This window comes from Antarctobacter sp. (assembly GCF_965277915.1).
GTDB lineage: Bacteria > Pseudomonadota > Alphaproteobacteria > Rhodobacterales > Rhodobacteraceae > Antarctobacter.
Genome location: NZ_OZ255849.1, coordinates 4094964 through 4119061 on the forward strand (window position 1 = coordinate 4094964; position 24098 = coordinate 4119061).

The 24098-nt window shown below is 66.4% G+C and carries 23 protein-coding genes; 8 read left to right on the forward strand and 15 right to left on the reverse strand.

Features of this window, described 5'->3' with window-relative positions:
• Positions 1-14: 14 nt before the first annotated feature.
• The 4 genes from groL to ACQY5B_RS20965 form a co-directional block, all read right to left on the reverse strand.
• Positions 15-1664 (reverse strand): chaperonin GroEL, encoded by a 1650-nt coding sequence (gene groL / locus ACQY5B_RS20950; protein ID WP_305969915.1) that lies wholly within the window; start codon positions 1662-1664, stop codon positions 15-17.
• Between the two features lie 70 nt (positions 1665-1734).
• Positions 1735-2046, reverse strand: a complete 312-nt coding sequence (locus ACQY5B_RS20955; protein WP_305969914.1) for a co-chaperone GroES — start codon at positions 2044-2046, stop codon at positions 1735-1737.
• Between the two features lie 146 nt (positions 2047-2192).
• Positions 2193-2813: a DedA family protein gene (locus ACQY5B_RS20960; protein WP_420327604.1), complete on the reverse strand. Its 621-nt coding sequence runs from the start codon at positions 2811-2813 to the stop codon at positions 2193-2195.
• Entirely contained in the window at positions 2806-3150 is a 345-nt protein-coding gene (locus tag ACQY5B_RS20965) for a hypothetical protein (RefSeq protein WP_305969912.1), read from the reverse strand. The genes ACQY5B_RS20960 and ACQY5B_RS20965 overlap by 8 nt, the downstream gene beginning before the upstream one ends.
• 154 nt (positions 3151-3304) lie before the next feature.
• Here ACQY5B_RS20965 and ACQY5B_RS20970 point away from each other — a divergent pair, with 154 nt between their 5' ends.
• Together ACQY5B_RS20970 and ACQY5B_RS20975 are read left to right on the forward strand one after the other, a co-directional pair.
• On the forward strand, positions 3305-4234 hold the full coding sequence (locus ACQY5B_RS20970) for an L-lactate dehydrogenase (RefSeq protein ID WP_420327603.1): 930 nt from the start codon (positions 3305-3307) through the stop codon (positions 4232-4234).
• 81 nt (positions 4235-4315) lie between these two features.
• On the forward strand, positions 4316-5233 hold the full coding sequence (locus ACQY5B_RS20975; RefSeq protein ID WP_305969910.1) for a DMT family transporter: 918 nt from the start codon (positions 4316-4318) through the stop codon (positions 5231-5233).
• Here ACQY5B_RS20975 and ACQY5B_RS20980 read toward each other — a convergent pair.
• The gene (locus tag ACQY5B_RS20980; RefSeq protein ID WP_420327602.1) at positions 5230-5904 is read right to left on the reverse strand and encodes a DUF2161 domain-containing phosphodiesterase; all 675 of its coding nucleotides are present in this window, start codon (positions 5902-5904) and stop codon (positions 5230-5232) included. The two genes, ACQY5B_RS20975 and ACQY5B_RS20980, sit on opposite strands and share 4 nt — an antisense overlap.
• An 85-nt stretch (positions 5905-5989) precedes the next feature.
• Between ACQY5B_RS20980 and ACQY5B_RS20985 the strand changes: the two genes are divergently transcribed.
• Positions 5990-6982, forward strand: coding sequence for a TraB/GumN family protein (locus tag ACQY5B_RS20985; protein WP_420327601.1), 993 nt, complete (start codon positions 5990-5992; stop codon positions 6980-6982).
• A 77-nt stretch (positions 6983-7059) separates the two neighbouring features.
• Complete coding sequence (locus tag ACQY5B_RS20990) at positions 7060-7242, forward strand: hypothetical protein (RefSeq protein ID WP_074623097.1); 183 nt, start codon at positions 7060-7062, stop codon at positions 7240-7242.
• 35 nt (positions 7243-7277) lie between these two features.
• Here the strand turns inward: ACQY5B_RS20990 and ACQY5B_RS20995 are convergent, their stop codons facing one another.
• The 6 genes from ACQY5B_RS20995 to ACQY5B_RS21020 all read right to left on the reverse strand — a co-directional run bounded on the left by ACQY5B_RS20995 (position 7278) and on the right by ACQY5B_RS21020 (position 13941).
• Positions 7278-9299, reverse strand: a complete 2022-nt coding sequence (locus ACQY5B_RS20995; RefSeq protein ID WP_420327599.1) for a M3 family metallopeptidase — start codon at positions 9297-9299, stop codon at positions 7278-7280.
• Between the two features lie 111 nt (positions 9300-9410).
• A complete protein-coding gene (locus ACQY5B_RS21000) occupies positions 9411-10463 on the reverse strand; it encodes a HesA/MoeB/ThiF family protein (RefSeq protein ID WP_420327598.1) in 1053 nt (350 codons plus the stop codon).
• A complete protein-coding gene (gene dut / locus ACQY5B_RS21005; RefSeq protein ID WP_305969905.1) occupies positions 10463-10933 on the reverse strand; it encodes a dUTP diphosphatase in 471 nt (156 codons plus the stop codon). Before dut ends, ACQY5B_RS21000 begins: the two co-directional genes overlap by 1 nt.
• Before the next feature lie 4 nt (positions 10934-10937).
• Positions 10938-12185, reverse strand: a complete 1248-nt coding sequence (gene coaBC, locus ACQY5B_RS21010; RefSeq protein WP_420327596.1) for a bifunctional phosphopantothenoylcysteine decarboxylase/phosphopantothenate--cysteine ligase CoaBC — start codon at positions 12183-12185, stop codon at positions 10938-10940.
• Between the two features lie 95 nt (positions 12186-12280).
• Entirely contained in the window at positions 12281-13066 is a 786-nt protein-coding gene (locus tag ACQY5B_RS21015; RefSeq protein ID WP_420327594.1) for a ChaN family lipoprotein, read from the reverse strand.
• Positions 13063-13941 (reverse strand): RNA polymerase factor sigma-32, encoded by an 879-nt coding sequence (locus tag ACQY5B_RS21020; protein ID WP_420327593.1) that lies wholly within the window; start codon positions 13939-13941, stop codon positions 13063-13065. Before ACQY5B_RS21020 ends, ACQY5B_RS21015 begins: the two co-directional genes overlap by 4 nt.
• 211 nt (positions 13942-14152) lie before the next feature.
• Here ACQY5B_RS21020 and ACQY5B_RS21025 point away from each other — a divergent pair, with 211 nt between their 5' ends.
• Entirely contained in the window at positions 14153-15025 is an 873-nt protein-coding gene (locus ACQY5B_RS21025; RefSeq protein WP_420327591.1) for a glutathione S-transferase, read from the forward strand.
• A gap of 97 nt (positions 15026-15122) precedes the next feature.
• Positions 15123-16637, forward strand: a complete 1515-nt coding sequence (locus ACQY5B_RS21030) for a YifB family Mg chelatase-like AAA ATPase (RefSeq protein WP_305969900.1) — start codon at positions 15123-15125, stop codon at positions 16635-16637.
• On the opposite strand, the gene ACQY5B_RS21035 is transcribed toward ACQY5B_RS21030, so the two are convergent.
• The 4 genes from ACQY5B_RS21035 to rsmI all read right to left on the reverse strand — a co-directional run bounded on the left by ACQY5B_RS21035 (position 16603) and on the right by rsmI (position 19791).
• On the reverse strand, positions 16603-17505 hold the full coding sequence (locus ACQY5B_RS21035; RefSeq protein ID WP_305969899.1) for an alpha/beta hydrolase: 903 nt from the start codon (positions 17503-17505) through the stop codon (positions 16603-16605). The two genes, ACQY5B_RS21030 and ACQY5B_RS21035, sit on opposite strands and share 35 nt — an antisense overlap.
• Positions 17502-18437 carry a glutathione synthase gene (gshB, locus tag ACQY5B_RS21040; protein WP_305969898.1) on the reverse strand — a complete coding sequence of 312 codons (936 nt, stop codon included), beginning with the start codon at positions 18435-18437 and terminating at the stop codon, positions 17502-17504. The genes ACQY5B_RS21035 and gshB overlap by 4 nt, the downstream gene beginning before the upstream one ends.
• 90 nt (positions 18438-18527) lie before the next feature.
• Entirely contained in the window at positions 18528-18914 is a 387-nt protein-coding gene (locus ACQY5B_RS21045; RefSeq protein WP_420327590.1) for a YraN family protein, read from the reverse strand.
• Entirely contained in the window at positions 18904-19791 is an 888-nt protein-coding gene (gene rsmI, locus ACQY5B_RS21050) for a 16S rRNA (cytidine(1402)-2'-O)-methyltransferase (protein ID WP_420327589.1), read from the reverse strand. Before rsmI ends, ACQY5B_RS21045 begins: the two co-directional genes overlap by 11 nt.
• 99 nt (positions 19792-19890) lie before the next feature.
• On the opposite strand from rsmI, the gene ACQY5B_RS21055 reads away from it, so the two are divergent.
• Both ACQY5B_RS21055 and ACQY5B_RS21060 read left to right on the forward strand, forming a co-directional pair.
• The gene (locus tag ACQY5B_RS21055; protein ID WP_420327588.1) at positions 19891-21078 is read left to right on the forward strand and encodes a penicillin-binding protein activator; all 1188 of its coding nucleotides are present in this window, start codon (positions 19891-19893) and stop codon (positions 21076-21078) included.
• Entirely contained in the window at positions 21038-23833 is a 2796-nt protein-coding gene (locus tag ACQY5B_RS21060; protein WP_420327587.1) for a [protein-PII] uridylyltransferase, read from the forward strand. Before ACQY5B_RS21055 ends, ACQY5B_RS21060 begins: the two co-directional genes overlap by 41 nt.
• The last annotated feature ends 265 nt before the right edge of the window (positions 23834-24098 follow it).

The window sequence follows — 24098 nt, forward strand, 5'->3', positions numbered from 1 at the left end:
GGATAGCCGCCGTATTACATCATGCCGCCCATGCCGCCCATGTCGGGCATGCCGCCGCCAGCACCGGCACCGGCGCCTTCTTTCTGCGGCTTGTCGGCCACCATCGCTTCGGTGGTGATCAGCAGGCCGGCAACCGAGGCTGCGTCTTCCAGAGCGGTGCGGACAACCTTGGCCGGGTCGATGACGCCGAACTTGAACATGTCGCCATATTCATCGGTCTGGGCGTTGTAGCCGAACTTCAGATCGTCGGATTCGCGGACTTTGCCAGCCACGACCGAACCGTCAACACCGGCGTTCTCGGCGATCTGGCGCAGCGGGGATTCCAGCGCGCGGCGCACGATCGAGATACCTGCGTTCTGGTCGCTGTTCTCGCCGGTCAGACCTTCGAGCACCTTGGCACCCTGAACCAGGGCCACGCCGCCGCCGACGACGATGCCTTCCTGAACGGCCGCGCGGGTCGCGTTCAGAGCATCGTCCACGCGGTCCTTGCGCTCTTTGACTTCGACTTCGGTCATGCCGCCGACGCGGATGACGGCCACACCGCCGGCCAGCTTGGCCACGCGTTCCTGCAGCTTTTCACGGTCGTAGTCGCTGGTGGTCTCTTCGATCTGGGTGCGGATCTGCGAAACGCGCGCTTCGATCTCGGCCTTCTCGCCAGCACCGTCGACGATGGTGGTCTCGTCCTTGGTGATCGTGACCTTCTTGGCGGTGCCAAGCATGTCCATCGTGACGTTTTCCAGCTTCATGCCGAGGTCTTCGGAGATGACCTGACCGCCGGTCAGGATCGCGATGTCCTGCAGCATGGCCTTGCGGCGATCACCAAAGCCCGGTGCCTTGACGGCTGCGATCTTCAGGCCGCCACGCAGCTTGTTGACCACGAGGGTCGCCAGCGCTTCGCCTTCGACGTCTTCCGCGATGATCAGCAGCGGCTTCTGCGACTGGATCACCGATTCCAGCAGCGGAACCATCGGCTGCAGCGACGAGAGTTTCTTCTCGTGCAGCAGGATCATGCAGTCTTCGAGGTCTGCAATCATCTTGTCGGGGTTGGTGACAAAGTAGGGCGACAGGTAGCCACGGTCGAACTGCATGCCTTCAACGACATCGGTCTCGGTCTCGAGACCCTTGTTCTCTTCGACGGTGATGACACCTTCGTTGCCGACCTTCTGCATCGCGTCAGCGATCTGGCGGCCGATTTCGGCTTCGCCGTTGGCCGAGATGGTGCCGACCTGCGCGACTTCGTCCGAGTTCTCGACGGTGCGGGCTGCGTTCTTGATCGCGTCCACGACCTTGGCGGTGGCCAGGTCGATGCCGCGCTTGAGGTCCATCGGGTTCATGCCGGCGGCAACCGCCTTCATGCCTTCCTTGACGATGGCCTGGGCCAGCACGGTCGCGGTGGTGGTGCCGTCACCGGCTTCGTCGTTGGTGCGGGAAGCGACTTCCTTCACCATCTGCGCGCCCATGTTCTCGAACTTGTCTTCCAGTTCGATTTCCTTGGCGACAGAGACACCGTCCTTGGTGATGCGCGGGGCGCCGAACGACTTGTCCAGAACCACGTTGCGGCCCTTGGGGCCCAGGGTCACCTTGACCGCGTCGGCCAGGATGTTGACACCCTTGAGCATCTTCGTGCGGGCGTCGGTATCGAATTTCACGTCTTTTGCGGACATTTATCTTCTCCAGTAGACAGATAGGGTCATTTCAGGGGGCTGTCGGGCCACCCTCGATCACGACAGGCGTTCAGGCCGCGGCTGCGGCTGCGTCGTCCGTGATGATGCCCAGAATGTCGCTTTCCTTCATGATCAGCAGCTCTTCGCCACCAACGGTGACTTCGGTGCCGGACCACTTGCCGAACAGGACCTTGTCGCCCTCTTTAACGGCCATCTCGATCAGCTCGCCGCTGTCCTTGCGTGCACCTTCGCCACACGCGACAACCACGCCTTCTGCCGGCTTTTCCTTGGCGCTGTCGGGAATGATCAGCCCACCAGCAGTCTTTTCGTCGCTCTCAACGCGACGGACCAGCACGCGGTCATGAAGCGGTTTGAATGCCATCTTCGAGTCTCCTAGCTCAAAGTTACTCCCGTGAGGCCCCCCGTCGTGGGCAGGCCCCGTTATCACTCACACCGGGCGAGTGCTAACGTCGCTGAGGTAAGGAAAGGCATGGCACGAGTCAACAAGTGCGTGAGAGAAAATTATCGTCACTTGGCCCTGGCCCGGCGGGTCCCGGCCCGCCGACGGCGGAGCTTGATCCCCAGCGCCAGCGCGAATGCCGCCGCCGCGGCCAGTGCCGACACAAGCCCGCCCCAGTTGCTGACCACCTCGGCCACGCGGTCGATCTGGCTTCCAAAGGCAAAGCCCAGGCCGACATAGGCCGTTACCCAGATTGTCTCTCCGGCCATGTCCCAGAGGGCGAACCGCCAGCGCGACAGGCCCAGCGTCCCTGCGATCAGGTTGACCCAGGGACCAAGCGGCGCCAGCAGCCAGGTGGACAGGAATACGCCGATCCCGCCCCGCGCCTCGACCACCGCCTCACCGCGCGCGATCAGCTTCTCGCGTCCCGTCCGCTCCGCGACCCATCCAAGGAAGCGCCGACCGCCCCAGCGCCCGATCTGGAACCCCGTGTTGTCCCCGACCAGAGCAGCCCCCCACCCAGAGAGCCATACCTGCCACAGCACCAGGTCCCCTGCGGCGGCAAAGGCGCCCGCCGCCAGCATCACCAACGACGTCGGCACCGGCACCGCCAGGCAGGACACGAAGGCAGAGCCCGCCACCACCCAGAGTCCCCAGGCGGACACCAGTTCGAAGGCCCAGTCATTCATCCGGATGCGCCTCGCGCCAGGCGGCAATGGCCTCTTCCAACTCGTCGATCAGCGCCTGCACCGGGACACCGCGCTCTGCCGCCATGCGCTCCAACGGTATTGGCCCCTTGCCATCCGGGGTTATCTGCAGCGCCTCGATGACCACCTCGCGCGGGACGTCCCAGCTCATCGCAACGAAGCGCGGCGACATCCAGGGGGCGATAGGCATGTCCTGGTGCCGCGGGTCGGCCCAAAAGATCATTCCCGCGATCAGCCGAAAGGCAAAGAACCCGGCCACCAGAAGCGCCAGCGCCAATCCCGCCGTCAAAAAGGGCGCCTCGCGCCACAACCGTCGCATTCCCTGCCTCCTGCATGATTGACCGCAACCTAACCCCAACCTGCCACCTGACGCAGCAGTGACACGCAGCCGCGCGGTGTTTCCGTCGCAAAGATTGCCCTGTCGGCAGGCGCTTCCCTAGGCTGGCTCAAGATCAACACGAGGGAATCGCGTCATGAAACTGGGAATCATCGGCAGCGGCATGGTCGGCGCCGCCGCCGCCTTTGCCTGCACCCTGCGCGGGGCCGCGTCGCGCATCGTGCTGGTCGACATCGACAAGGCCCGTGCCCGGGCCGAGGCAGAGGACATCGCCCATGCCGCCCCTTTCGCCGGGGCCACCCAGATCGACGCCGGGGATTACGACGACCTTGCCGGCGCGGGCATCGTTATCCTGGCCTGCGGCGTCGGGCAGAAACCCGGTGAAACCCGGCTGGAACTGCTGGGCCGCAATGCCGCCGTGTTCCGATCCGTCGTCGAAGAGGTGATGCGCGTCTGCCCGGATGCGATCCTGCTGGTTGCCTCCAACCCGGTCGACATCATGGGGCAGATCACCCAGGCCCTGTCCGGCCTGCCGCCGGGGCGCGTCATCGCCTCGGGCACGATCCTTGATACCGCGCGCTTTCGCTGGTTGCTGGGCCGCCACCTGGGGATCGCACCACGGTCCGTGCACGCCTACGTTCTGGGCGAACATGGCGACAGCGAGGTATTGGCCTGGTCCGCCGCGCGCGCCGGGTCTGTTTCGGTGCAGGGCTTCGCCGAACAGGTCGGCGCGCCATTGACCCCCGAGGTCCGCGACCGGATCGACAGCGGCGTGCGCCGCGCCGCCTATACCATCATCGAGGGAAAGGGCGCGACCTGGTACGGCATCGGCGCCGGCCTTGCCCGGATCGTCTCGGCCATCGCGCAGGACGAGAGTGCGGTGCTGACCGTTTCGACCCTGGGCGAGGTCATGGGCGTGCGCGACGTCGCCTGTTCGGTACCCCGGGTGGTGGGCGCACAAGGCGTGACAGAGGACCTGGTGCCCGACCTTACGCCCCCCGAGGCCGACGCCCTGCGCGCCTCGGCCGAGATGCTGCGCGATACAGCCGCCTCGGTCCCGATCTGAGCCCCCCTTTCATGTTGCCGCCAACAGGTCTAGGCTGCCGGCAACGCGCAAGCCGCGCAGCCCCCAGTCAAGAGTTTCCCAATGCCCGCGCCCAACGTCGCGCCGCTGCGCAATGCCCCGCCGCCAACGCGGTCCGACAACCTGCGGGGCATCAGCCTCATGTTGCTGGGGTTCTTTTCCTTTGCGGCCTGCGATGTGCAGGCCAAGCTCCTGACAGAGACCTTTCATCCCGCACAGGTGGTCTGGTTCCGCCAGATCGGGCTGGCGGCAGGCATGGTGGTCCTGATCCTGTTGCGCGGATCCCATATCCTGCGGTCACACCTGCCGGTTCTGCAGATCGCGCGTGGCCTGATGGCGGTCGGATCGGCCGTCTGCTTCATCCTTGCGGTCAGTTTCGTGCCGCTGGCGGACGTGGTGGCCGTGACCTTCATCGCGCCCTTCATCGTCACTGTCCTCGGTGCGGTCTTTCTTCGTGAGCCGGTGGGCATCCGGCGTTGGGCCGCGGTCAGCGTGGGCTTCATCGGCATGTTGATCGTGATCCGCCCGGGACTGGGCGTCTTTCACCCCGCGATCGGTTTCGCCGTGGCCGCCGCCTGCTTCTTCTCGCTCCGGCAGGTCCTCTCCCGCAGCCTCAGCGGCACCGACCCGGTGGTCACCACCGTCGCCTATACCTCTCTGACCTCGATCACCGTTGTCAGCCTGGCCCTGCCCTTCGTCTGGCGCACGCCGGATGAAATCGGTCTCTGGCTGATCGTTGCGGGCCTCGCCACCACGGCGGCCCTGGGCGAAGTGCTGGTGATCCGGGCTCTAGACATCGCGCAGGCCGTGGTCGTCGCCCCGATGCACTATTCCATGATCATCTGGGGCACCTTCTACGGCTATGTCGTCTTTTCCGACCTGCCCGATGGCTGGACGCTGCTGGGCTGCGGGATCATCATCGCCTCGGGGCTCTACACCCTGCACCGCGAAAGGTTGGCGGCCAAGCGTGGCACGGGCTAACTCCCGCTCTCCCAGCTGTAGGCCCAGTGTTTCAGCCCCTCGTGGCCGGCCCCTGTCAGACCATAGATCCCCTTGGATTGCCGCTCGAACCAACCGTAGTGATTGTCCCGCATGATCCGCGTCGCCGCCGCAACGCCGGTCGCCTTGGCCACGTCGCGCCCGCGGCAGGCCCCGTGTTCGGCAAGATGCGCCGCACAGGCCAGCGAATCCTGGCGGTAGCCCGTCACGATCCCGTGCCGCGTCGCCCCGCCCTCGTTGGGATCGCCGCGCAGCCGCTCGAAGGCACGCAGCAGCTTGGCAGCCTTCGGCTTGTTGCGCCGCGGCACATAGGGGCCCGGATCGCATTGCACCTCGACCGTGCCGTCCGCGCGCACCGTGATGAACCCCAGGCCCAGGCGGCGGCACATGGTCAGGTTGTCCTTCAATGCCCGCCGGGCGCTGCGGCCAGTGGGGCGCGGCACGGCGATGTAGACGTTCTCGGACACTGAAAGCCGGGCGCAGGCCTGATGGTAAAGCGACAGGGTGATCCGCAGCTTGAGTTCGACAATGACAGGGGGTTCGTCGCCGCGCAGGGCGACAAGGTCGGCCGCGCCGACCTCTCCCTTGACCGTGTAACCCTGCGCTTCCAGCAAGGCCTTGACCGGCGCATACAAATCGCTTTCCCGTTCCATCCCTGCAGTTTCGGCGCAGGCCTTCCCCTTGTCCAGAACCTGCCCGCCGGACTATGCAAGACGAGCCCCAACCGGAAAGCGACCCATGCGCCTGATCCTGACCGCCCTGACCCTTCTCGGCCTCTGCACCGCCCCTCTTTTCGCCAGCTGTCAGGGCCGCGATCTGATGGGCACGCTGACCGACAGCGAAAGCGCCCGTTTTCAGGAACAGCTTGCCGCAACGCCCTACCCCGAGGGCAACCACTGGCGCGCCACGCGCGACGGCAAGACCCTGCACCTGATCGGCACCCTGCACCTGGGCGACCCCCGCATGGATGCCCCGGCCGACCGACTGGCGCCCCTGGTCGAAGGCGCGGACCTTTTGCTGCTGGAAATGGCCGCGCCCGAGAAAGAAGAGCTGGAAACCGCGCTCAAGACCCGGATGGACTTGCTGCTGCTACCGGACAGCACCCTGCCGGAACTCCTGCCCGAGGAGGAATGGAACCGCCTGGCCGAGGCGATGCGCCTGCGTGGGATGCCGCCCTTCATGGCCGCCCGGATGCGGCCCTGGTACGTCTCGATCCTGCTGGCGATCCCGCCCTGCATGACCGCGCAACTGACAGAGGCCAACGGGCTGGATGCCCGGCTGGAACGCGCGGCGCTGGCCGCCGGGGTGCCCACGCGGTCGCTGGAGCCCTATGAAACGGGGTTTGCGGCCTTCTCGGACATGTCCCTCGACACGCAACTCCTGATGATCCGCTCCGCCCTCAGCAAGCCTCAGGATGCCGAAGATCTCTTCGAGACCATGCTCACCGCCTATTTCGGCGAGGCCCATGCCGCCAGCCAAATCGCGCTGGAGGTGCTGTCGCCCCGGCTGACGCCGCTGACGCCCGCGGAAAACGCCCAGGTCTTCGAAGTGCTGGGCGATGCGCTGATTTCCGGCCGCAACCGCGCCTGGATTCCGGTCCTGACAGAGGCGCTGGACAACAGCGAGGGCTATGTCGTCGCCGCCTTCGGCGCCGCACATCTCGCCGGAGAGCACGGCGTGCTGCAACTGCTCGAGAACGAGGGCTTTGCGCTGGAGCGGGTGCCGTTCTGACCTGATCGGACCCAGATCAAGGACATCCGTCCTCAGCACCGTTTACCCTGCCGCCGATCCGAAAAAAGGAGACGGCAATGAACCTCAGGGCGAAACGAAAGGAATTGCAGGGTGTGAACGGCGCTCTTGGGCTGGTCGCCGGGTTGGGCGGCTACATCGGGAACCTGTATTCCTACGGCCTGGCCACCTTTCTTATGCTGGCCATCTGGATCGTCGGAGCAACCGTGATCAACCTTCTGACCGACCCGCCCGAGAAATGAACAGGGCGCCGCGCATCGCGGCGTCCCTGCCATGATCAGGCCGCCAACCCGCGCCCCTTCAGCAGCGCCTCGACCCCAGGCATCCGGCCCCGGAATTGCATGTAGAGGTCTTCGGCCTCCACCGATCCACCACGGGACAGGATGAACCGTTCCAGCTTTTGCGCGGTTTCCGGATCGAAGGCCCCGCCCGCTTCCTCGAAGGCCTCGAAGGCGTCCGCATCCATGACCTCGGACCACATGTAGCTGTAATAGCCCGAGGAATAGCCGTCCCCGGCAAAGACATGGGCGAAATGCGGCGTTGCATGGCGCATGACGATGGCGCGCGGCATGCCGATGCTTTCCAGCACCTCCGCCTGCTTCTGCATCGGATCGGCCGGCGCCGCTCCGGAATGGAATTCCAGGTCCACCAGCGCCGAGGCCACGTATTCGACCGTCTGGAACCCCATGTCGAAATTGGCCGCCTTCAGCACCTTGTCCAAGAGCGCCTTGGGCATCGGCTCGCCGGTTTCTGCATGGGTGGCGAATTCGGCCAGCACCTCCGGCACCTCCAGCCAATGTTCGTACAACTGCGAAGGCAACTCGACGAAATCGCGCGCGACGGACGTCCCGGCGACCGAGCCGAATTCCACGTCCGACAGCATCTGGTGCAACGCATGGCCGAACTCATGGAACAACGTCCGCGCATCGTCATAGGACAGGAGCGCGGGCTTGCCCGCCGAGGGCTTGGCGAAGTTGCAGACATTGACCACGATCGGCGTCTTTTCCTCGGGCCGCTTGGCCTGCATCCGAAAGGCCGAACACCAAGCCCCCGACCGTTTCGAGGAGCGCGCGAAGTAATCCCCGATGAAGACCGCGACATGCTTGCCGTCCCGCGTGACCTCGTAGGCGCGGCAATCGGGGTGGTACATCGGCACCTCCAGCGGCGCGAATTCCAGCCCGAACAGGCGGTTCGCACAGGCAAAGGCGGCCTCGATCATCCGGTCAAGCTGCAGGTACGGCTTCAATTCGGCTTCGTCCAGATCGTGCAGCGCCTTGCGCCGCTTCTCCGCGTAGTAGCGCCAATCCCAAGGCTCCAGCGGCCCCGGAATGCCGTCGGCGTGCAGCATCTGCTCCATCTCGGCGGCATCCTTCAGCGCCGCCGCCTTGGCCGGCTCCCAAACCGCCATCAGCAGGTCACGCACCTTGTCGGGCGTGCCCGCCATCTCTGTCTCCAGCTTGAAACCCGCGAAATCGCCATAGCCCAGCAGCCTGGCGCGCTCCTCGCGCAGTTTCAGCACCTCGCCCGCGATGCCTCGATTGTCGGTCTCGCCGCCGTTCTCTCCACGCATCACCCAGGCCCGCCAGGCCTTTTCGCGCAAGGCGCGGCGCGGCGAGAACTGCAGGAAAGGCACGATCAGCGACCGCGACAGCGTCACCACCGGGCCGCCCGCCCCCGCCGCCTCACCGGCAGAGCGCGCCGCATCCACGACAAACTCCGGCAAGCCTTCAAGGTCATCCTCGGACAACTCCATCGACCAGGCGGATTCGTCCTTCAACAGGTTCTGGGTGAATTGCGTGCCCAGAACCGCCAGCCGCGACTTGACCTCTTTCATCCGCTCCGCCGCATCGCCTTCCAGCGCCGCGCCCGCGCGCACGAAATCGCGGTGCGTCAGATACAACACCCGCGCCTCTTCCTCGGACAGGTCCAGCGTCTCGCGCTGGTCCCACAACTCTTGGATGCGGGCAAAGAGCTTGTCGTTGGAATAGATCGCCGAGGAATGCGCCGACAGCTTGGGGCTGAAATCGCGCTGCAGTTCCTGCCGCTTGTCGTTGCTGTCCGCACCCGCAAGGTTGAAGAAGGTGCCCAGCACCTTGTCCAGCGCCGCGCCCGATCCTTCCATCGCCAGGATGGTGTTGGCGAAGGTCGGCGCCTCGGGGTTGCCGGCAATCGCCTCGATCTCGGCCAGGTGCGCGGCCAGCGCCTCGTCCAGCGCCGGGGCAAAATCCTCGTCCGAGATGTCCGCGAAGGGGGCAATGCCAAAGGGCGTGTCCCAATCGACAAGCAAGGGGTTGGTCATGAGGCTCTCTCCTGTCTCGTTGCGGCAAAGCTAGGCGCCCGCGCCGCCCGCTTCAATCACAACAACGGTTTCTCCGAACGCGATGGCGTAGGAACCGGCCCAGGGTGGGCTTCACCCCGCCGCCGTACCGCAGACCGGACAGTCGTCGCGGCGTTTCAGCGTGATCTTGCGGGTCTCGCTCCACAGGGCGTCGTAAATCAGCATCTCGCCCCGCAACACGGCGCCCGCCCCGGAGATCAGCTTGATGCATTCCACCGCCATCATGCTGCCCACCACACCCGGCAAGGGGCCCAGCACTCCCGCCTCGGCACAGCTGGGGGCCAGTCCCGGCGCCGGGGCCTCGGGAAAGATACATTGATAGCAGGGCCCGGAATGGGTGGGATCAAAGACCGAAACCTGCCCTTCCCACTGGCTCAACGCCCCGGAAATCAATGGCTTGCCCGCGGTCGCGCAGGCCCGGTTCACCAGGTAACGCGTGTCGAAATTGTCGGTCCCGTCCAGCACCAGGTCGTACTCTTCCAAGAGCGCCGCCGCGCTCTCTTCGTCCAGGCGCCTCTTGTAGGGGCGCACCGTGATGTAGGGGTTCAGGGCTTCCATCGCCGCCTGCGCGGAAAAGACCTTGGCCATGCCGATCCGGGCATCGGTGTGGATCACCTGCCGTTGCAGGTTGCCGCTGTCCACCTCGTCATCGTCGATCACGCCGATGGTGCCCACACCCGCTGCCGCGAGATACAACAGCGCCGGAGAGCCAAGCCCCCCTGCACCGACCACCAGCACCTTCGCCTCTTTCAGGCGCTTCTGTCCCGGACCACCCAGCTCGCGCAGCACGATATGCCGGGCATAGCGCTCCAGTTCGCCCTCGCGGAATTTCGACGGATCGGGCACCGGCGCCTCTGCCGCCTCCCTCCGGACCGCACGCGCCTTCAGCCGGCGGATGCCCAGCGCATAGGCAAATCCCAACGCCACGAAACCGCCCAGGATCAGCCAGGGCGCCGCGCTGCCGCCCGTCGCCGCGCGCAGCGAATGACCTGCGGGCAAAACCACCTGCACCATCAGCACCAGGACATAAAGCAGGCCCAGCATGTAGAAGCGCGCCATGCGGGGCACCTTCATCATGTGCCCGACGCCCCAGATCACCGCAGCCAGTGCCAGCACGAATACCATCAGCCGCGCCCCGTCGACCCAAAGCCGCCCGCGCCGCGCGCGGTGGCGTCCAGAACGCCCTCGCGGAACACCGCCCGCACCACCGGCGCCACCACCATCTGCGCAATCCGGTCACCGTGGGCGATCACGAATTCCGCCGCGCCCGCGTTCATCACGATCACCCCCAGGGGACCGCGGTAGTCGCTGTCGATGGTCCCCGGCGCATTGGGCAGGGTGATCCCGTGTTTCAGCGCCAGCCCCGAGCGTGGCCTTACCTGCACCTCGTAGCCCGCCGGAATCGCGATCCGCAGACCCGTCGGGATCAACACCCGCGCCCCCGGCGCCAGGTGGATTGCGCCCCGGTCATCAAGATTGGCACGCAGGTCCGCGCCCGCCGCCCCCGGCGTGGCATAGGTGGGAAGGCCCAGCGCCCTGTCCGCCCCCTCGACCCAGTCGAAGGCAATCGCAACCTGTGCTTCTTCTCTCGTCAAATACTCACACTCCGCCCGTGCCGCGCGTACCGTCCCAGGGACCGGGCGCGCGCGGGGAAACCCCCAGCGCCTCTGCGATCCGTCCCGCCAGCCGCGTCCCCACTTCGCGCTTGGACGCCCGCGGCCAGGTCTCGGCGTCCGCCTCAGAAATCAGGATGACCGCGTTCTCCGCCCCGCCCATGATCCCCGTTGAAGGCGAGACGTCATTGGCCACGATCCAGTCACAGCCCTTGCGCGCGCGTTTCGCCGTGGCATTGGCGACAACGTCATCCGTCTCGGCGGCAAAGCCCACCACCAGCCCGGGACGGCCGTCGGTCAATTGCGATACCTCGGCCAGGATGTCGGGGTTCTCGGCGAACTCCAGCACCGGCAGCTTGCCGCCCTGTTTCTTGATCTTCGAGCCCGAGGCACTGGCCACGCGCCAATCGGCCACCGCCGCCGCGAAGATCCCCGCCTCGACCGGCAGCGCGCCCATGACCGCGTCGCGCATCTCGCGCGCGCTCTCGACCTCTATCACCTCCACGCCAGCCGGGCGCGGTGCCTCGGCGGGTCCGGTGACAAAGACCACCTCGGCGCCCAGGTCACGCAAGGCCTCGGCAATTGCGGTGCCCTGGGCGCCCGAAGACCGGTTGGCGATATAGCGCACCGGATCGATCGGCTCGTGGGTGGGACCGGAGGTGATGAGCACGCGCCGCCCGGCCAGCGGACCGGCGGACAAGGCCTTCTCGATCCCGGCGATGATCTCCATCGGCTCGGACATCCGGCCCGGCCCGTGTTCGCCGCAGGCCATGTCGCCGGGGTTGGGGCCGATAACGCGTACCCCGTCGCCGCGCAGTACCTCGAGGTTGCGCTGCGTCGCCGGATGCTCCCACATCCGCACGTTCATGGCCGGGGCGATCATCACCGGCGTGTCGGTCGCCATCAGCAAGGTCGTGGCCAGGTCATCCGCATGGCCGCCCGCCATCTTCGCCATCAGATCGGCGGTCGCCGGCGCCACCATCAGCAGATCCGCCACGCGGCTCAGCTGGATATGGCCCATTTCGGCCTCTTTCGTCAGGTCAAAGAGATCGCGATGCGCCTCTTCCCCGGCAAGCGCCGAGACCGACAGCGGCGTGACGAATTCCTCGGCGGCACGGGTCATCACCGGGGTCACCGCCGCGCCGCGCTCGCGCAGACGGCGGATCAGGTCGAGGCATTTATAAGCCGCGATACCGCCCCCGATGATCAGAAGAATGCGCTTCCCGTTCAGCATGGCCCGCCCCACTCGCTTTGATGTGGTTGTAGGCCCAGCCGCGACCCGAGACAATGGGCCGACAAGCCAGCGACGATCACGATCCCCGGCAGGAGTCACCGCGCACGAAACGCCTCGCAGGGGTCGGGACGTTCCACGGCCGGGGCGCTTTCTGTCAGGTCGAAACCGCCGTCCGGGGCCGTTCCGTCGTTCTCGCCCTGCCCAAGGGCGAGGATCGTCACATCGGGCGCTGCCAAGGCCAGCAAGGCAGGCGCCCCCCAGTCTTTTCGTGCGTGTCCGTTGCCGGTGATGACGGCGACCGGCCCGCCGGTGGCCTCCAGTGCCTCCAGCGCGGCAGCGGCCAGGCGCGCATCCCGCAGCCGCTGGATGTCCACCATCCTTGGCAGGATCTCGGCCGGCAAAGCGTCGCAATGGGCCGCCATCTGCAATGCCTCTCGCCTTTCCTGTTGCGCATCCGGCAGAGGCTGGTCCAGCCCGAACCGTGCGGCACCTTCGCCAAAGGCATCAGCCAGGCTTTGCCCCATTGCCGCCCGTGCCGCACCGCGGGGCAATTGCGCGCCGAAATGCACGGCCTCGGGGGCCGCCGCGAAAATCGGATAGTACATCGAGAAATCGGGCCACCCGCTATCGGCCCAGTTCAGTGCCGCACCCAGCGCCGCCTCGTCGCCAATCAGCTCGGGCGTGATCGGAGGCATGGAGTCCGGGTCCAGCATCTCCCAGACGATGGCGCGCGGCTTTACCTCTGCGACGATCTCGGCCTGACGCGCGTGATGGGCAGGGTTGTCGTGAACCTCGCCGAGAAATAGCACGTTGGCGACAGGAATGGTGTCCGCCGCAGCAGACCCGGCGAACAGCATCAGGCCGAGGATCGCATGCTTCATGCCAGGAAGTGATGCACTTCCCCGCTTTGCGCCTCAAGTGCCTTGCGCATCTTGCCAAAGGCAGCCGCCTCCAGCTGGCGCACGCGCTCCTTGCTCAGCCCCAACTCGGTGCCCAGGGATTCCAGCGTCCGCGTCTGCTCGCGCAGCTTGCGCTCACGCACGATGAACCGCTCGCGGTCGTTGAGCGCGCCCATCGCTTGCACGAGCCAGTCACGCAATTGCTCGCGGTCGTGTTCGTTCTCGACGATCTCCGAGGCCTGGGCGCCGTCATCCTCAATGGTGTCGATCCACTCGCGGCCTTCGTCCTCGACGGACTGCGTGGCATTCAGCGAGTAATCCGAGCCGGACAACCTACCTTCCATCATCTCTACATCGCGCAGCGGCACGCCGATTTCCGTGGCGATCTTGTGGCGCAGCTGATGCCCGTCCAGTTCCTCGCCCGAGGCCGCAGCCTCGCGCTCGATCCGGGCCTGGACACGGCGCATGTTGAAGAAGAGGGATTTCTGCGACGAGGTCGACCCGGTGCGCACCATCGACCAGTTGCGCATCACATAATCCTGAATCGATGCCTTGATCCACCAGACCGCGTAGGTCGAAAAGCGCACGCCTCGGTCCGGATCGAACTTGTCGGCGGCCTTCATCAGGCCCAAACCCGCCTCCTGGATCAGGTCGTTCATCGGCGCGCCATAGCGCTTGAACTTGGCCGCCATCGAAATCGCCAGTCGCATATAGGCCTGGATCAGCCGGTGCAGCGCCTCTTCGTCACGGTCGTCTCGCCACGCGTAGGCCAGTTTCAGCTCGGTTTCCGCGTCCAGCAGTTCGGCCTTCATGGCCCGGCGCGACAAGCTCTGGTCATTGAATGAATCAAGTGCCATTTCCGCTCCCCTGGTGATCTCAGGCCCCGGTTCTTCGGGCCTCTTGATCGTAGTACGCGCGTGGCGGGCACGCAGATCACTTTTGCGTCTGAGTATTTTCGACCAATCTGCACGCAGCCATCCGGCGGTTTGATCCTGTTCGCCACGAATCCTGATTTCCCGTCGCGCGGCACATGCTGTAGTTGAACGCACAAGCGATTGGAGAGGTTCCATGTCCGACAAGCTTTTTCTTGGCGACTACAGCTATTCCAGCTGGTCCTTGCGGGCCTGGCTGCTGTTTCACCGCTTCGGCATTCCCGCAACGATCGAGATCGTCGATTTCATGAAGGCCGGCGTGGCAGAACAGATGTCGCGCTTTTCCCCGGCCCGCACGGTGCCGACACTGGTGCTGTCGGACGGTACCGTGATCTGGGACAGCCTTGCCCTGGCCGAAGAACTGGCCAGCCGCCATCCGGACGCGGGCCATTGGCCCGCCGATCCCGCGATGCGCGCCACCGCCCGCAGCCTCGCGGCCGAGATGCACTCCAGCTTCGGCACGCTGCGGGACCTGTGCCCGATGAACCTGCGCGCGGCCTATTCCGACACGCCTTTGCCAGAGGCCCTGCAGGCCGACCTCTCGCGGATCGAGACAATCTGGGGCTTTGCGCTCGACCGGTCGCGCGGGCCCTGGCTCTGCGGCGATTACTCGGTCGCCGATGCCTTCTTTGCGCCGGTTGCCGCGCGGATTGCGGGCTATGCCCTGCCCGTGGGCGAGCAGGCGCGCGATTATGTTGCCGCGCACCTGGCAGACCCGGCCTTCCGCCGCTGGCGCGCGATGGGGCTGGCCCGCGGTGCGACCCTGCCCTGGTACGATCGCGATTATGCGCAACTGCCCTGGCCCGGCCCGACACCGCGTTCCGCGCGGGCGGTCGACAGCGGCGAAGCCGAGAATTCCGCCTGCCCCTATTCCGGGGATCCGGTGACACACCTGATGGAATCAGAGGGTCGGATCTTTGGCTTTTGCAACGCATTTTGCCGCGACAAGACGGTGAACGATCCGGACGCCTGGCCGAAATTCGTGGCGATGCGCGACGGCACCAACTGACCGTCCTCACGGTAATTCCTAACGCCGTCCACCACGCGTTAACCAGTTGCTAACCACGTCCGGGGCAGGCTCGCCCCGGTCTGACGTGGGGAGTTTCATGGTTGCGCGCGCCCATACGGTCGCTTTCGAAGGAGTAAATGCGCGCCCGGTCGAGGTGCAATGCGCCGTCACACCCGGCGTCCCCGCCTTTTCCATCGTCGGCCTGCCCGATAAGGCCGTCTCCGAGGCCCGCGACCGCGTGCGCACGGCATTGGGCGCGCTGGCCATCGCGCTGCCGTCGAAAAAGATCACGATCAACCTCGCCCCCGCCGACCTGCCCAAGGTCGGCTCGCATTTCGACCTGCCCATCGCTCTGGGGCTGCTGGCCGCGCTCGACATCCTGCCGCGCGACGCGGTGGCGCAAACGGTCGCCCTGGGCGAGCTGTCGCTGGACGGGGATCTGTTGCCCGTGGTCGGCGCCCTGCCGGCCGCGATGGCCGCAGCCGAGGAAGACCGCATTCTGCTGTGCCCCCGCGCCTCGGGGGCAGAGGCCGCCTGGGTCGATGCCTGCACCGTGATCGGCGCCGGAAACCTGCTGGAAATCGTGCGGCATTTTTCCGGGGACAACGTGCTGGAACCGGCCCAGCCGGGCGAGGTGACGACGGACGCGACACCGCGCGACCTGCGCGACGTCAAGGGACAGGAACGCGCCAAACGGGCGCTGGAAATCGCCGCCGCCGGGCGCCATCACCTGATGATGATCGGCCCGCCCGGGGCGGGCAAATCCATGATGGCCGCCCGGATGCCCGGCATCCTGCCGCCCCTGACGCCCATCGAGGCGTTGGAAACCTCGATGATCCATTCCATCGCGGGCCTGCTGACCGATGGCGGCATCTCGCGCACGCGGCCTTTTTGCGAACCGCATCACACCGCCTCGATGGCGGCCCTGATCGGCGGCGGGCGCACCGCGCAGCCCGGGCAGGCCAGCCTCGCCCACAATGGCGTGCTGTTCATGGACGAATTCCCGGAGTTTCCACGCAACGTGCTCGAAACCCTTCGCCAGCCCATCGAAACCGGCGAAGTCGTGGTGGCCCGCGCCAATGCCCATATCCGGTACCCTGCGCGTTTCCTGCTGGTCGCCGCCGCCAATCCCTGCAAATGCGGTTATCTCACCGATCCGGCGCAGGCCTGTTCGCGCGCCCCGAACTGCGGAGAGGACTACCTCGGCCGCATCTCCGGCCCGCTGATGGACCGATTCGACCTGCGGCTGGAGGTACCGCCGGTCGCGTTCACCGACCTCGACCTGCCCGCCACCGGCGACAGCTCGGCGACCGTGGCCGCCCGCGTCGCCGCCGCCCGCGCTGTACAGGCCGACCGGTTTGCCGAACACGACGCGCTGCGCACCAATGCCGATGCCGAGGGCCAGTGCCTCGAAGAGATCGCCACGCCCGACGAAGAGGGACACGCGCTGCTGACCCGCGCCGCCGACCGCTTTGGCCTGACCGCGCGCGGTTATCACCGGGTGCTGCGCGTCGCCCGCACCATCGCCGACCTCGACGAAAGCGGGACCGTCCGCCGTCCGCACGTGGCCGAGGCGCTCAGCTATCGGCTGCTGTCTGCGAAAGAGAATTGATCCAGCGCGCGATCCGCCGCAGCGTGATCCGCGCCTCCGGCAGGATGTTGTGAAAGATGGGCCAGACGTGCGGCAGGTCCCGCGCGATGTCCTCTTGCACCGTCACCCCCTGTTGGCGCAGCCGCGCCGCCATGCGCCGGGTGTCGTCCAGCAGGAATTCCGTGTCCCCTGCCGACAACCAGACCGGCCCGGACCCGGCGAAGTCCGCCCAGAGCGGCGACACTCGCGGATCGCGCCGATCGACGTTGTCCGGCAGATAATGCATCGCCGTTTCATGCGTGCGGCTCGCCGGCAGGACCACGTCGCTCTCGGCATTGCGCGTCACGCTCTCTCCCGAAAACGTCATGTCCGTCAGCGGAGACAGCGCGAAGGTCCCCAAGGGTTGCGGCAGCCCCTGCCGACGGATCTCTCCCAGCAGAGCAAGCGCCAGCCCTCCGCCGGCGCTGTCACCGCCCAGCACGACCCCCGCGGGATGCGCCATGACCGCGCGATAGGCCGTCAGCGCATCCTCCAGCGCGGCCGGAAAGGGATGGTCCGGTGCCAGCCGATAATTCACAAGGCAGGCCGGGCACCGGGCGGCCCGTGACAGCCAGGCGACCATCGCCCGATGCGTGTCGGCAGAGCCCATGACATAGGCTCCACCGTGAAAGTACAGGATCAGCGGCCCCGGCAGATCCTCGTTGACCCGCAGCACCGGAACCGCATCCAGTACATCGCGCCGTTGGCGGGTGCCGCCGGGGGCAAAAAAGAAAAGCCGCGCCTTCCTTTCAAAGGAGGCGCGCAGCCGAGGCACGGATTTGCCCCGCTCCAGGTGCGGCCGTTCCGTCATCCGCAACCAGCGGTTCAGGACCGGCCGCATCAGGCTCATGCCAGCTTGGCCTCGATCGCCTGCCAGATCCTTTCGGCCACGTTGATGCCGTCGAACCGTTCCAGCTCCTGGATGCCCGTCGGCGAGGTCACGTTGATCTCTGTCAGCCAGTCGCCGATCACGTCGATGCCGACAAAGATCTGCCCCTTGTCGCGCAGCACCGGCCCGATCCGCGCACAGATTTCGCGGTCACGGTCGCTCAGCTCGATCTTCTCGGGGCGGCCGCCCACATGCATGTTCGAGCGCACCTCGCCCTTGGCCGGCACCCGGTTGATCGCGCCCACCGCCTCACCGTCGACGAGGATCACCCGCTTGTCACCCTTGGACACGGCGGGCAGGTATTTCTGCACGATCAGCGGTTCACGAGAGAAACCGGTAAACATCTCGTACAGCGAGCTGAGGTTGCCGTCGGCGGCGCCCAGCTTGAACACCCCGGCGCCGCCGTTGCCGTACAGCGGCTTGACGATGACATCGCCATGTTTCTCGCGGAAGGCGCGCAGCACCTCCAGGTCGCGGGCAATGGCCGTGGGGGGCGTCAGGTCGGGAAAGTTCAGGACCAGCAGCTTTTCCGGGGAATTGCGCACCCAGAAGGGATCATTGACCACCAGGACATCATCCTTGAGCCGGTCCAGCAGATGGGTGGTGGTGATGTAATGCATGTCGAAGGGAGGATCCTGCCGCAGCCAGATCACGTCCATATCCGCCAGGTCGACCGCCACGCGGTCACCGAGAACGGCGGGTTTCTCCGCCACCCGCTGCACGGTCATCCAGTGCCCGCGCGCGGTGATCCGCCCTTCTTCATAGGCCAGCTGGTCCGGCCCGTAGTAGAATAGTTCATGCCCGCGCGCCTGCGCCTCTTCGGCGAGGCGAAACGTGCTGTCGGCGTTGATGTCGACCCCGGTGATCGGGTCCATCTGAAAGGCGATCTTCATCGGCGTCCCCTGCATTCTTCCCGCCATAGATGGCGCAGGACGGGGCCGGGTGCAATGCACCGCTACCCTGCACAGACGCAGGGCCGCCCCCTAGCAGAGCGCGTTTTCGATCACCCGAATCTCGCCTTGCCCGTTCACAAGCGCAACGTCGAAACGGATATCCGTCAGCGACCCGCGCGGCATCGTGCCAAGGAATTCCTCACCGGCCCGCAGCAGCCGCCCGATCTGGCGTTGCGACAGGCGTTCGGCGGCGCGATCGAAGCTGCGGCTTTTCTTGACCTCGACGACGACAACGCCGTCACCGTCGCCCAGCACAAGGTCTATCTCGCCCGATCGACCGCGCCACCGCCGCGCCAGCAGCGGATAGCCCCGGCGGGCATAGTCCGCGGCCACGCCATCCTCTGCCGCGAGGCCCGCGTGATAGCCGCATCGCCCGGTATCGACCCGGCCCGCCAAACCTGCGCAATCACGCGCCATCGCCATCCCCTTTTGCCGAGAGCCGCATGGCCAGTTGATAGACCGGGCGCCGTTTCACCCCGAACCGAGCCGAGACGAAATCCGCCGCATCGCGGACCGACATCGTTTCCAGCGCCTTGTTCACTTCCTGTTCTAGGTCGATTTCCTTAACGGATCCTGAATCGCCCTTGCCGATCAGCACCACCACCTCGCCCTTGGCAGGGCTCTCGCGGTAATGATTGGCCAGGTCGGACAGGGGCCCGCGCCGGACTTCCTCGAATTTCTTGGTCAGTTCCCGGCAGACAGCCGCCTCGCGATCGCCCAGCACATCCTGCGCGGCCATCAACATCTCCGGCAGGCGCCGGGGCGATTCGTAGAACACCAGCGTCGCGGGCACGCCCGACAGTTCGCGCAGCGCCGATTTGCGCGGCCCGCCCGCGTTGGGCAGGAACCCCGCGAACAGGAACCTGTCCGTGGGCAGCCCGGCCAGCGTCAACGCCGTGACAACCGCGCTGGCCCCCGGTGCGCTGGTCACGGCGAACCCCGCTTCGGCGGCGGCACGCGCCAGGTCGAACCCGGGGTCCGAGATCATCGGTGTCCCTGCCTCGGATGCGTAAAGCACCGACTTTCCCGCCGCCAGGTCCGACAGCAGGCGCGGACGCGCCCGCGCGCCGTTGTGATCGTGATAGGCCACCAGTGGCCGGTCGCCCAGCGCCACGCCATGCAGTTCCATCAGCCGTCGCAGGCTGCGCGTATCCTCTGCCGCCAGGACATCCGCCGTGGCCAGCAGGTCCAGCGCCCGCAGCGTGATATCGCGCGCGTTGCCGATGGGTGTCGCCACAAGGTACAGGCCCGGCGTCAATCCGCCGCCCTGTCCGGCGCTTTCCGGATTCGTCACTGGTCCCCCCTTTCGCCCTTCTCTATGATCGTCGCCAAATCGCTCAGCGCGCCGCCCGTGCCGCGCATGTCGCGCAAGAAACGAGGGAGTCCACCGTCCATGTTCGCCATTCTGTCCAATTTCCGCAAGGCGCTGCGCCCGCTGGCCGGTCTGGCCGCCGCAGCCGCCCTCGCCGCCTGTGATCCCTCTGCGCTGACCAATATCGGTGGTGGCGGCGACGGTCCACGCATCAATACCGCCAAACCGATCCCCGTCGCGCTTCTGGTGCCGCAGTCCGATCAGGGCGCCGCCCCGATCGCCACCTCGCTGGAAAACGCCGCCCGGCTTGCGATGGCCGACCTGGGCGAGGGCGTGACCATCGACCTGCGCGTTTATGACACCGGCGGACAGGCCCCCGCCGCCGCCGCCGCCGCGCAAAAGGCCGTGGACGAGGGCGCCAAGATCATCCTTGGCCCGCTGCGCGCCGACGCGGTGAACGCCGCCGGCCTTGCCGTGGCCGACGAGGGCGTGAACGTCCTGGGCTTTTCCAACAACCCCACCATCGCCGGCGGCAACGTCTTCATCCTGGGGGCCACTTTCGACAACACCGCGCGCCGGATGATGGACCACGCCCGCCGCAACGGCAAATCCAACATGGTGGTGATCTACTCCGAGGACGTGGCCGGACAGCTTGGCAAACTGGCGATCGAGAAGGCCGCCACGGAATACGGCGTCAACATCGTGGGCAGCCAGGGCTACCAGCTCTCGATCGAGGGCGTCTCGGCCGCGGCCAGCGCGGCGGGCCGCGTGGTGTCCTCGGGCGCCGCCGACAGCATCTTCATCACCACAGCCGCCAGCAACGAGGCCATGCCGATCCTGCTGGACCGTCTGCCCGGGGCCGGGGTGGACCCCGCGCAGGTGCAATACATCGGCCTGACCCGCTGGGACGTGCGCCCCGATCTCTTTGGCCTGCCTGCTTCGGACGGGGCCTGGTTCGCGGTGCCGAACGTGGCCCGGCTGGAAAGCTTCTCGGGCCGCTACAACAGCACCTACGGCACCGCGCCGCATCCGCTGGCCGGCCTAGCCTATGACGGGATTTCCGCCATCGGCACCCTGGCCGCGCAGGGCCGCAACGACGCGCTGTCGGCCACGGCGCTCACCTCGACTGGCTTTACCGGCACGGGCGGTGTATTCCGCCTGATGAGCAATGGTGCCAACCAGCGTGCGCTGGCCGTCGCCACGGTAAAAGACAAGAAGATGGTGATCCTTGACCCTGCCCCCAGCAGCCTCACAGGCGGCGGCCTCTGACTCCGAGACGCTTCCCGACAACCTGATCGCGCCCGCCGCCGAGATCTTTGATCTGCCGGCGGTGCGCGGCACGCTATTTGCCGGGATGCCCAAGGGCGCGCCGGAAACGGACGTGCGCAAGCACACGGTCAAGACACTGCGTGCGGCCTTCGACGCGGGCCGCGCCAAGGTGGCAGAGGCGTTTTCCGCCGAACCCTTCGGGGCACGCCGCACCACCCGCTCCTACACCTGGATCACCGATTGCATCGTGCACCTGGCTTTCGAGGTCGCCACCGAGGTGCTGCACCGCCTGCCCAACCCGACGGAATCCGAACGCCTTTCGGTGCTGTCGGTCGGCGGGTACGGACGCGGGGAAATGGCGCCCTTCTCGGATGTCGACCTGCTGTTCCTGACCCCTTACAAGATCACCCCCTGGGCCGAGAGCGTCATTGAATCGATGCTCTACATCCTCTGGGACCTTCGGCTGAAGGTTGGGCACAGCTCGCGCACGGTCCGCGACTGCCTGCGACTGGGGAGTGAGGATTTCACCATCCGGACCGCCATGCTGGAAAGCCGGTTCATCACCGGCGACGCGGGCCTGGCCGAGGATCTGGACCGCACCCTGTGGAACGACCTGTTCAACGCCACCGCCCGCGAGTTCGTCGAGGCCAAGTTGAACGAACGCGACGCCCGCCACGACAAGCAGGGCCAGCGATACATGGTCGAACCCAACGTCAAGGAGGGCAAGGGCGGGCTGCGCGACCTGCAGTCGATGTTCTGGATCATCAAGTACGTCCACCACACGGATGATGTTTCCGAACTGGTCAAATCCGGCATCTTCCGCCCCGAGGAATACGACACCTTCGTCCAGGCCGAGCGCTTTCTCTGGGCGGTCCGCTGCCACCTGCACCTTGCCGCCGGACGGGCCAACGAGCTCCTGAGCTTCGACATGCAGGTCGAGGTGGCAAGCCGCATGGGCTACAACGACCGCGGCGGGCGCCGCGCCGTGGAATGGTTCATGCAGGACTATTTCCGCCACGCCACCTCGGTCGGCGACCTGACGCGCATCCTGCTGACCTCGCTGGAGGCAGACCACACCAAGGGCGCGCCGCTGATCCAGCGCCTGTTCCACCGTCCGCCCCAGGTCAAGGACGGCTACAAGGTGGTGCACAACCGGCTGGCCATCAGCGATGACGCGGCCTTTCTGTCCGACAAGCTGAACCTGCTCAGGGTCTTCGAGGAAGGGCTGCGCACCGGCCTCCTGATCCATCCGGACGCCATGCGGCTGGTCAAGGCCAACCTGCACCTGATCGACAATGCCTTCCGCGAGGACGACGAGGCGCGGACGCTGTTCCTGGACCTGCTGCTGAAACACGGCAATCCCGAACGCGCCCTGCGCCGGATGAACGAGCTTGGGGTGCTCTCCGCCTTCATCCCCGAATTCGCGCCCATCGTGGCGATGATGCAGTTCAACATGTACCACCACTACACGGTGGACGAACATACCATCCAGTGCATCTGGAACCTGTCCGAGATCGAGAATGGCAACCTGACAGAAGAACTGCCCGTCGCCTCGACGATCCTCAAGGAAGGCATCAACCGGCGCGTGCTTTACGTCGCGCTCCTGCTGCATGACATCGGCAAGGGCCGGAACGAGGATCACTCGATCCTGGGCGCCCGCATCGCGCGCACCGTCGCGCCGCGCCTCGGCCTGTCGAAGTCCGAAAGCGCCACGGTCGAATGGCTGGTCCGCTATCACCTGCTGATGTCGGACATGGCGCAGAAACGCGACATCGCGGATCCGCGCACCGTGCGTGGCTTTGCCAAGGCGGTGCAGACGCGCGAACGGCTGGACCTGCTCTGCGTGCTGACGGTCTGCGACATCCGCGGCGTCGGCCCGGACACCTGGAACAACTGGAAGGCCGCGTTGATCCGCGCCCTCTACCGCCAGACGCGCCGCGCGCTCGAAGGCGGGATGGAGGCGCTCAACCGCGAGAACCGCGGCACCGAGGCCCGCGAGAACCTGCGCGAGGCGCTGTCGGACTGGGACTCGCTGGCATTGGCCGCAGAGACCAGCCGCCACTACGATCCCTACTGGCAGGGCCTGCATGTCACCGCGCATGTGGTCTTTGCCCGGTTGCTGCGCGAACTCAAGGACGACGAGATCGCCATCGACATCCACCCCGACGAGGACCGCGACGCCACCCGTGCCTGTTTTGCCCTGCAGGATCACCCCGGCATCTTCTCGCGCCTGACCGGGGCCCTTGCCCTTGCCGGGGCCAATATCGTGGACGCGCGCACCTTCACCACCAAGGACGGCTACGCCACGGCCGCCTTCTGGATCCAGGACGCCGAGGGGTCTCCCTACGAGGACGCCCGCATCCCGCGCCTGCGCGAAACCATCCGCAAGACCCTGATGGGCGAGGTCGTCGCGCGCGAGGCGATGAAGCCGAAGGACAAGCTCAAGAAGCGCGAGAAGGCCTTCAAGGTCCCGACCCACATCACTTTCGACAACGACGGGTCAGAGATCTTCACCATCATCGAGGTCGACACCCGCGACCGCCCGGGCCTGCTGTTCGACCTGGCGCGGACGCTGGCCGGGTTGAACATCTATGTCGCCTCCGCCGTGATCGCGACCTACGGCGAACAGGTGGTCGATACCTTCTACGTCAAGGACATGTTCGGGCTGAAGTTGCACTCGAAGGTCAAGCGCGACCAGATCGAGAAAAAACTGCGCTCGGCCATCGAGGAAGGCGCCGAACGCGCGCGCGGCTGAGTGGTTGTGCACGACCCCAAGGACGTGACTTGACCGCCCGATAAGCCACGGCAGGAGAAAGGCGACCATCCGGGGCCAGGCTTCGCCACCTGAAGCGACCGCGGTCAAAGCGACCCGTGGCGAGGTCGGCCATGTCCTGCTCTCTCGCTCGGGGCACAACCCCGATCTGTCCCACGGGACGGCACCGGATCACCGGGGGCAACCTCTGCGCCCTGCCCGTCGCAGCGGGACTGATCTCGGCAGGCATGGCTTTCACGCGCTCTGC

Bases quoted from the DNA above. Each gene is read 5' to 3' on its own strand.
- groL (WP_305969915.1), bottom strand. From the start codon at position 1,664: ATGTCCGCAAAAGACGTGAAATTCGATACCGACGCCCGCACGAAGATG.
- ACQY5B_RS20955 (WP_305969914.1), bottom strand. From the start codon at position 2,046: ATGGCATTCAAACCGCTTCATGACCGCGTGCTGGTCCGTCGCGTTGAG.
- ACQY5B_RS20960 (WP_420327604.1), bottom strand. From the start codon at position 2,813: ATGAATGACTGGGCCTTCGAACTGGTGTCCGCCTGGGGACTCTGGGTG.
- ACQY5B_RS20965 (WP_305969912.1), bottom strand. From the start codon at position 3,150: ATGCGACGGTTGTGGCGCGAGGCGCCCTTTTTGACGGCGGGATTGGCG.
- ACQY5B_RS20970 (WP_420327603.1), top strand. From the start codon at position 3,305: ATGAAACTGGGAATCATCGGCAGCGGCATGGTCGGCGCCGCCGCCGCC.
- ACQY5B_RS20975 (WP_305969910.1), top strand. From the start codon at position 4,316: ATGCCCGCGCCCAACGTCGCGCCGCTGCGCAATGCCCCGCCGCCAACG.
- ACQY5B_RS20980 (WP_420327602.1), bottom strand. From the start codon at position 5,904: ATGGAACGGGAAAGCGATTTGTATGCGCCGGTCAAGGCCTTGCTGGAA.
- ACQY5B_RS20985 (WP_420327601.1), top strand. From the start codon at position 5,990: ATGCGCCTGATCCTGACCGCCCTGACCCTTCTCGGCCTCTGCACCGCC.
- ACQY5B_RS20990 (WP_074623097.1), top strand. From the start codon at position 7,060: ATGAACCTCAGGGCGAAACGAAAGGAATTGCAGGGTGTGAACGGCGCT.
- ACQY5B_RS20995 (WP_420327599.1), bottom strand. From the start codon at position 9,299: ATGACCAACCCCTTGCTTGTCGATTGGGACACGCCCTTTGGCATTGCC.
- ACQY5B_RS21000 (WP_420327598.1), bottom strand. From the start codon at position 10,463: ATGGTATTCGTGCTGGCACTGGCTGCGGTGATCTGGGGCGTCGGGCAC.
- coaBC (WP_420327596.1), bottom strand. From the start codon at position 12,185: ATGCTGAACGGGAAGCGCATTCTTCTGATCATCGGGGGCGGTATCGCG.
- ACQY5B_RS21015 (WP_420327594.1), bottom strand. From the start codon at position 13,066: ATGAAGCATGCGATCCTCGGCCTGATGCTGTTCGCCGGGTCTGCTGCG.
- ACQY5B_RS21020 (WP_420327593.1), bottom strand. From the start codon at position 13,941: ATGGCACTTGATTCATTCAATGACCAGAGCTTGTCGCGCCGGGCCATG.
- ACQY5B_RS21025 (WP_420327591.1), top strand. From the start codon at position 14,153: ATGTCCGACAAGCTTTTTCTTGGCGACTACAGCTATTCCAGCTGGTCC.
- ACQY5B_RS21030 (WP_305969900.1), top strand. From the start codon at position 15,123: ATGGTTGCGCGCGCCCATACGGTCGCTTTCGAAGGAGTAAATGCGCGC.
- ACQY5B_RS21035 (WP_305969899.1), bottom strand. From the start codon at position 17,505: ATGAGCCTGATGCGGCCGGTCCTGAACCGCTGGTTGCGGATGACGGAA.
- gshB (WP_305969898.1), bottom strand. From the start codon at position 18,437: ATGAAGATCGCCTTTCAGATGGACCCGATCACCGGGGTCGACATCAAC.
- ACQY5B_RS21045 (WP_420327590.1), bottom strand. From the start codon at position 18,914: ATGGCGCGTGATTGCGCAGGTTTGGCGGGCCGGGTCGATACCGGGCGA.
- ACQY5B_RS21055 (WP_420327588.1), top strand. From the start codon at position 19,891: ATGTTCGCCATTCTGTCCAATTTCCGCAAGGCGCTGCGCCCGCTGGCC.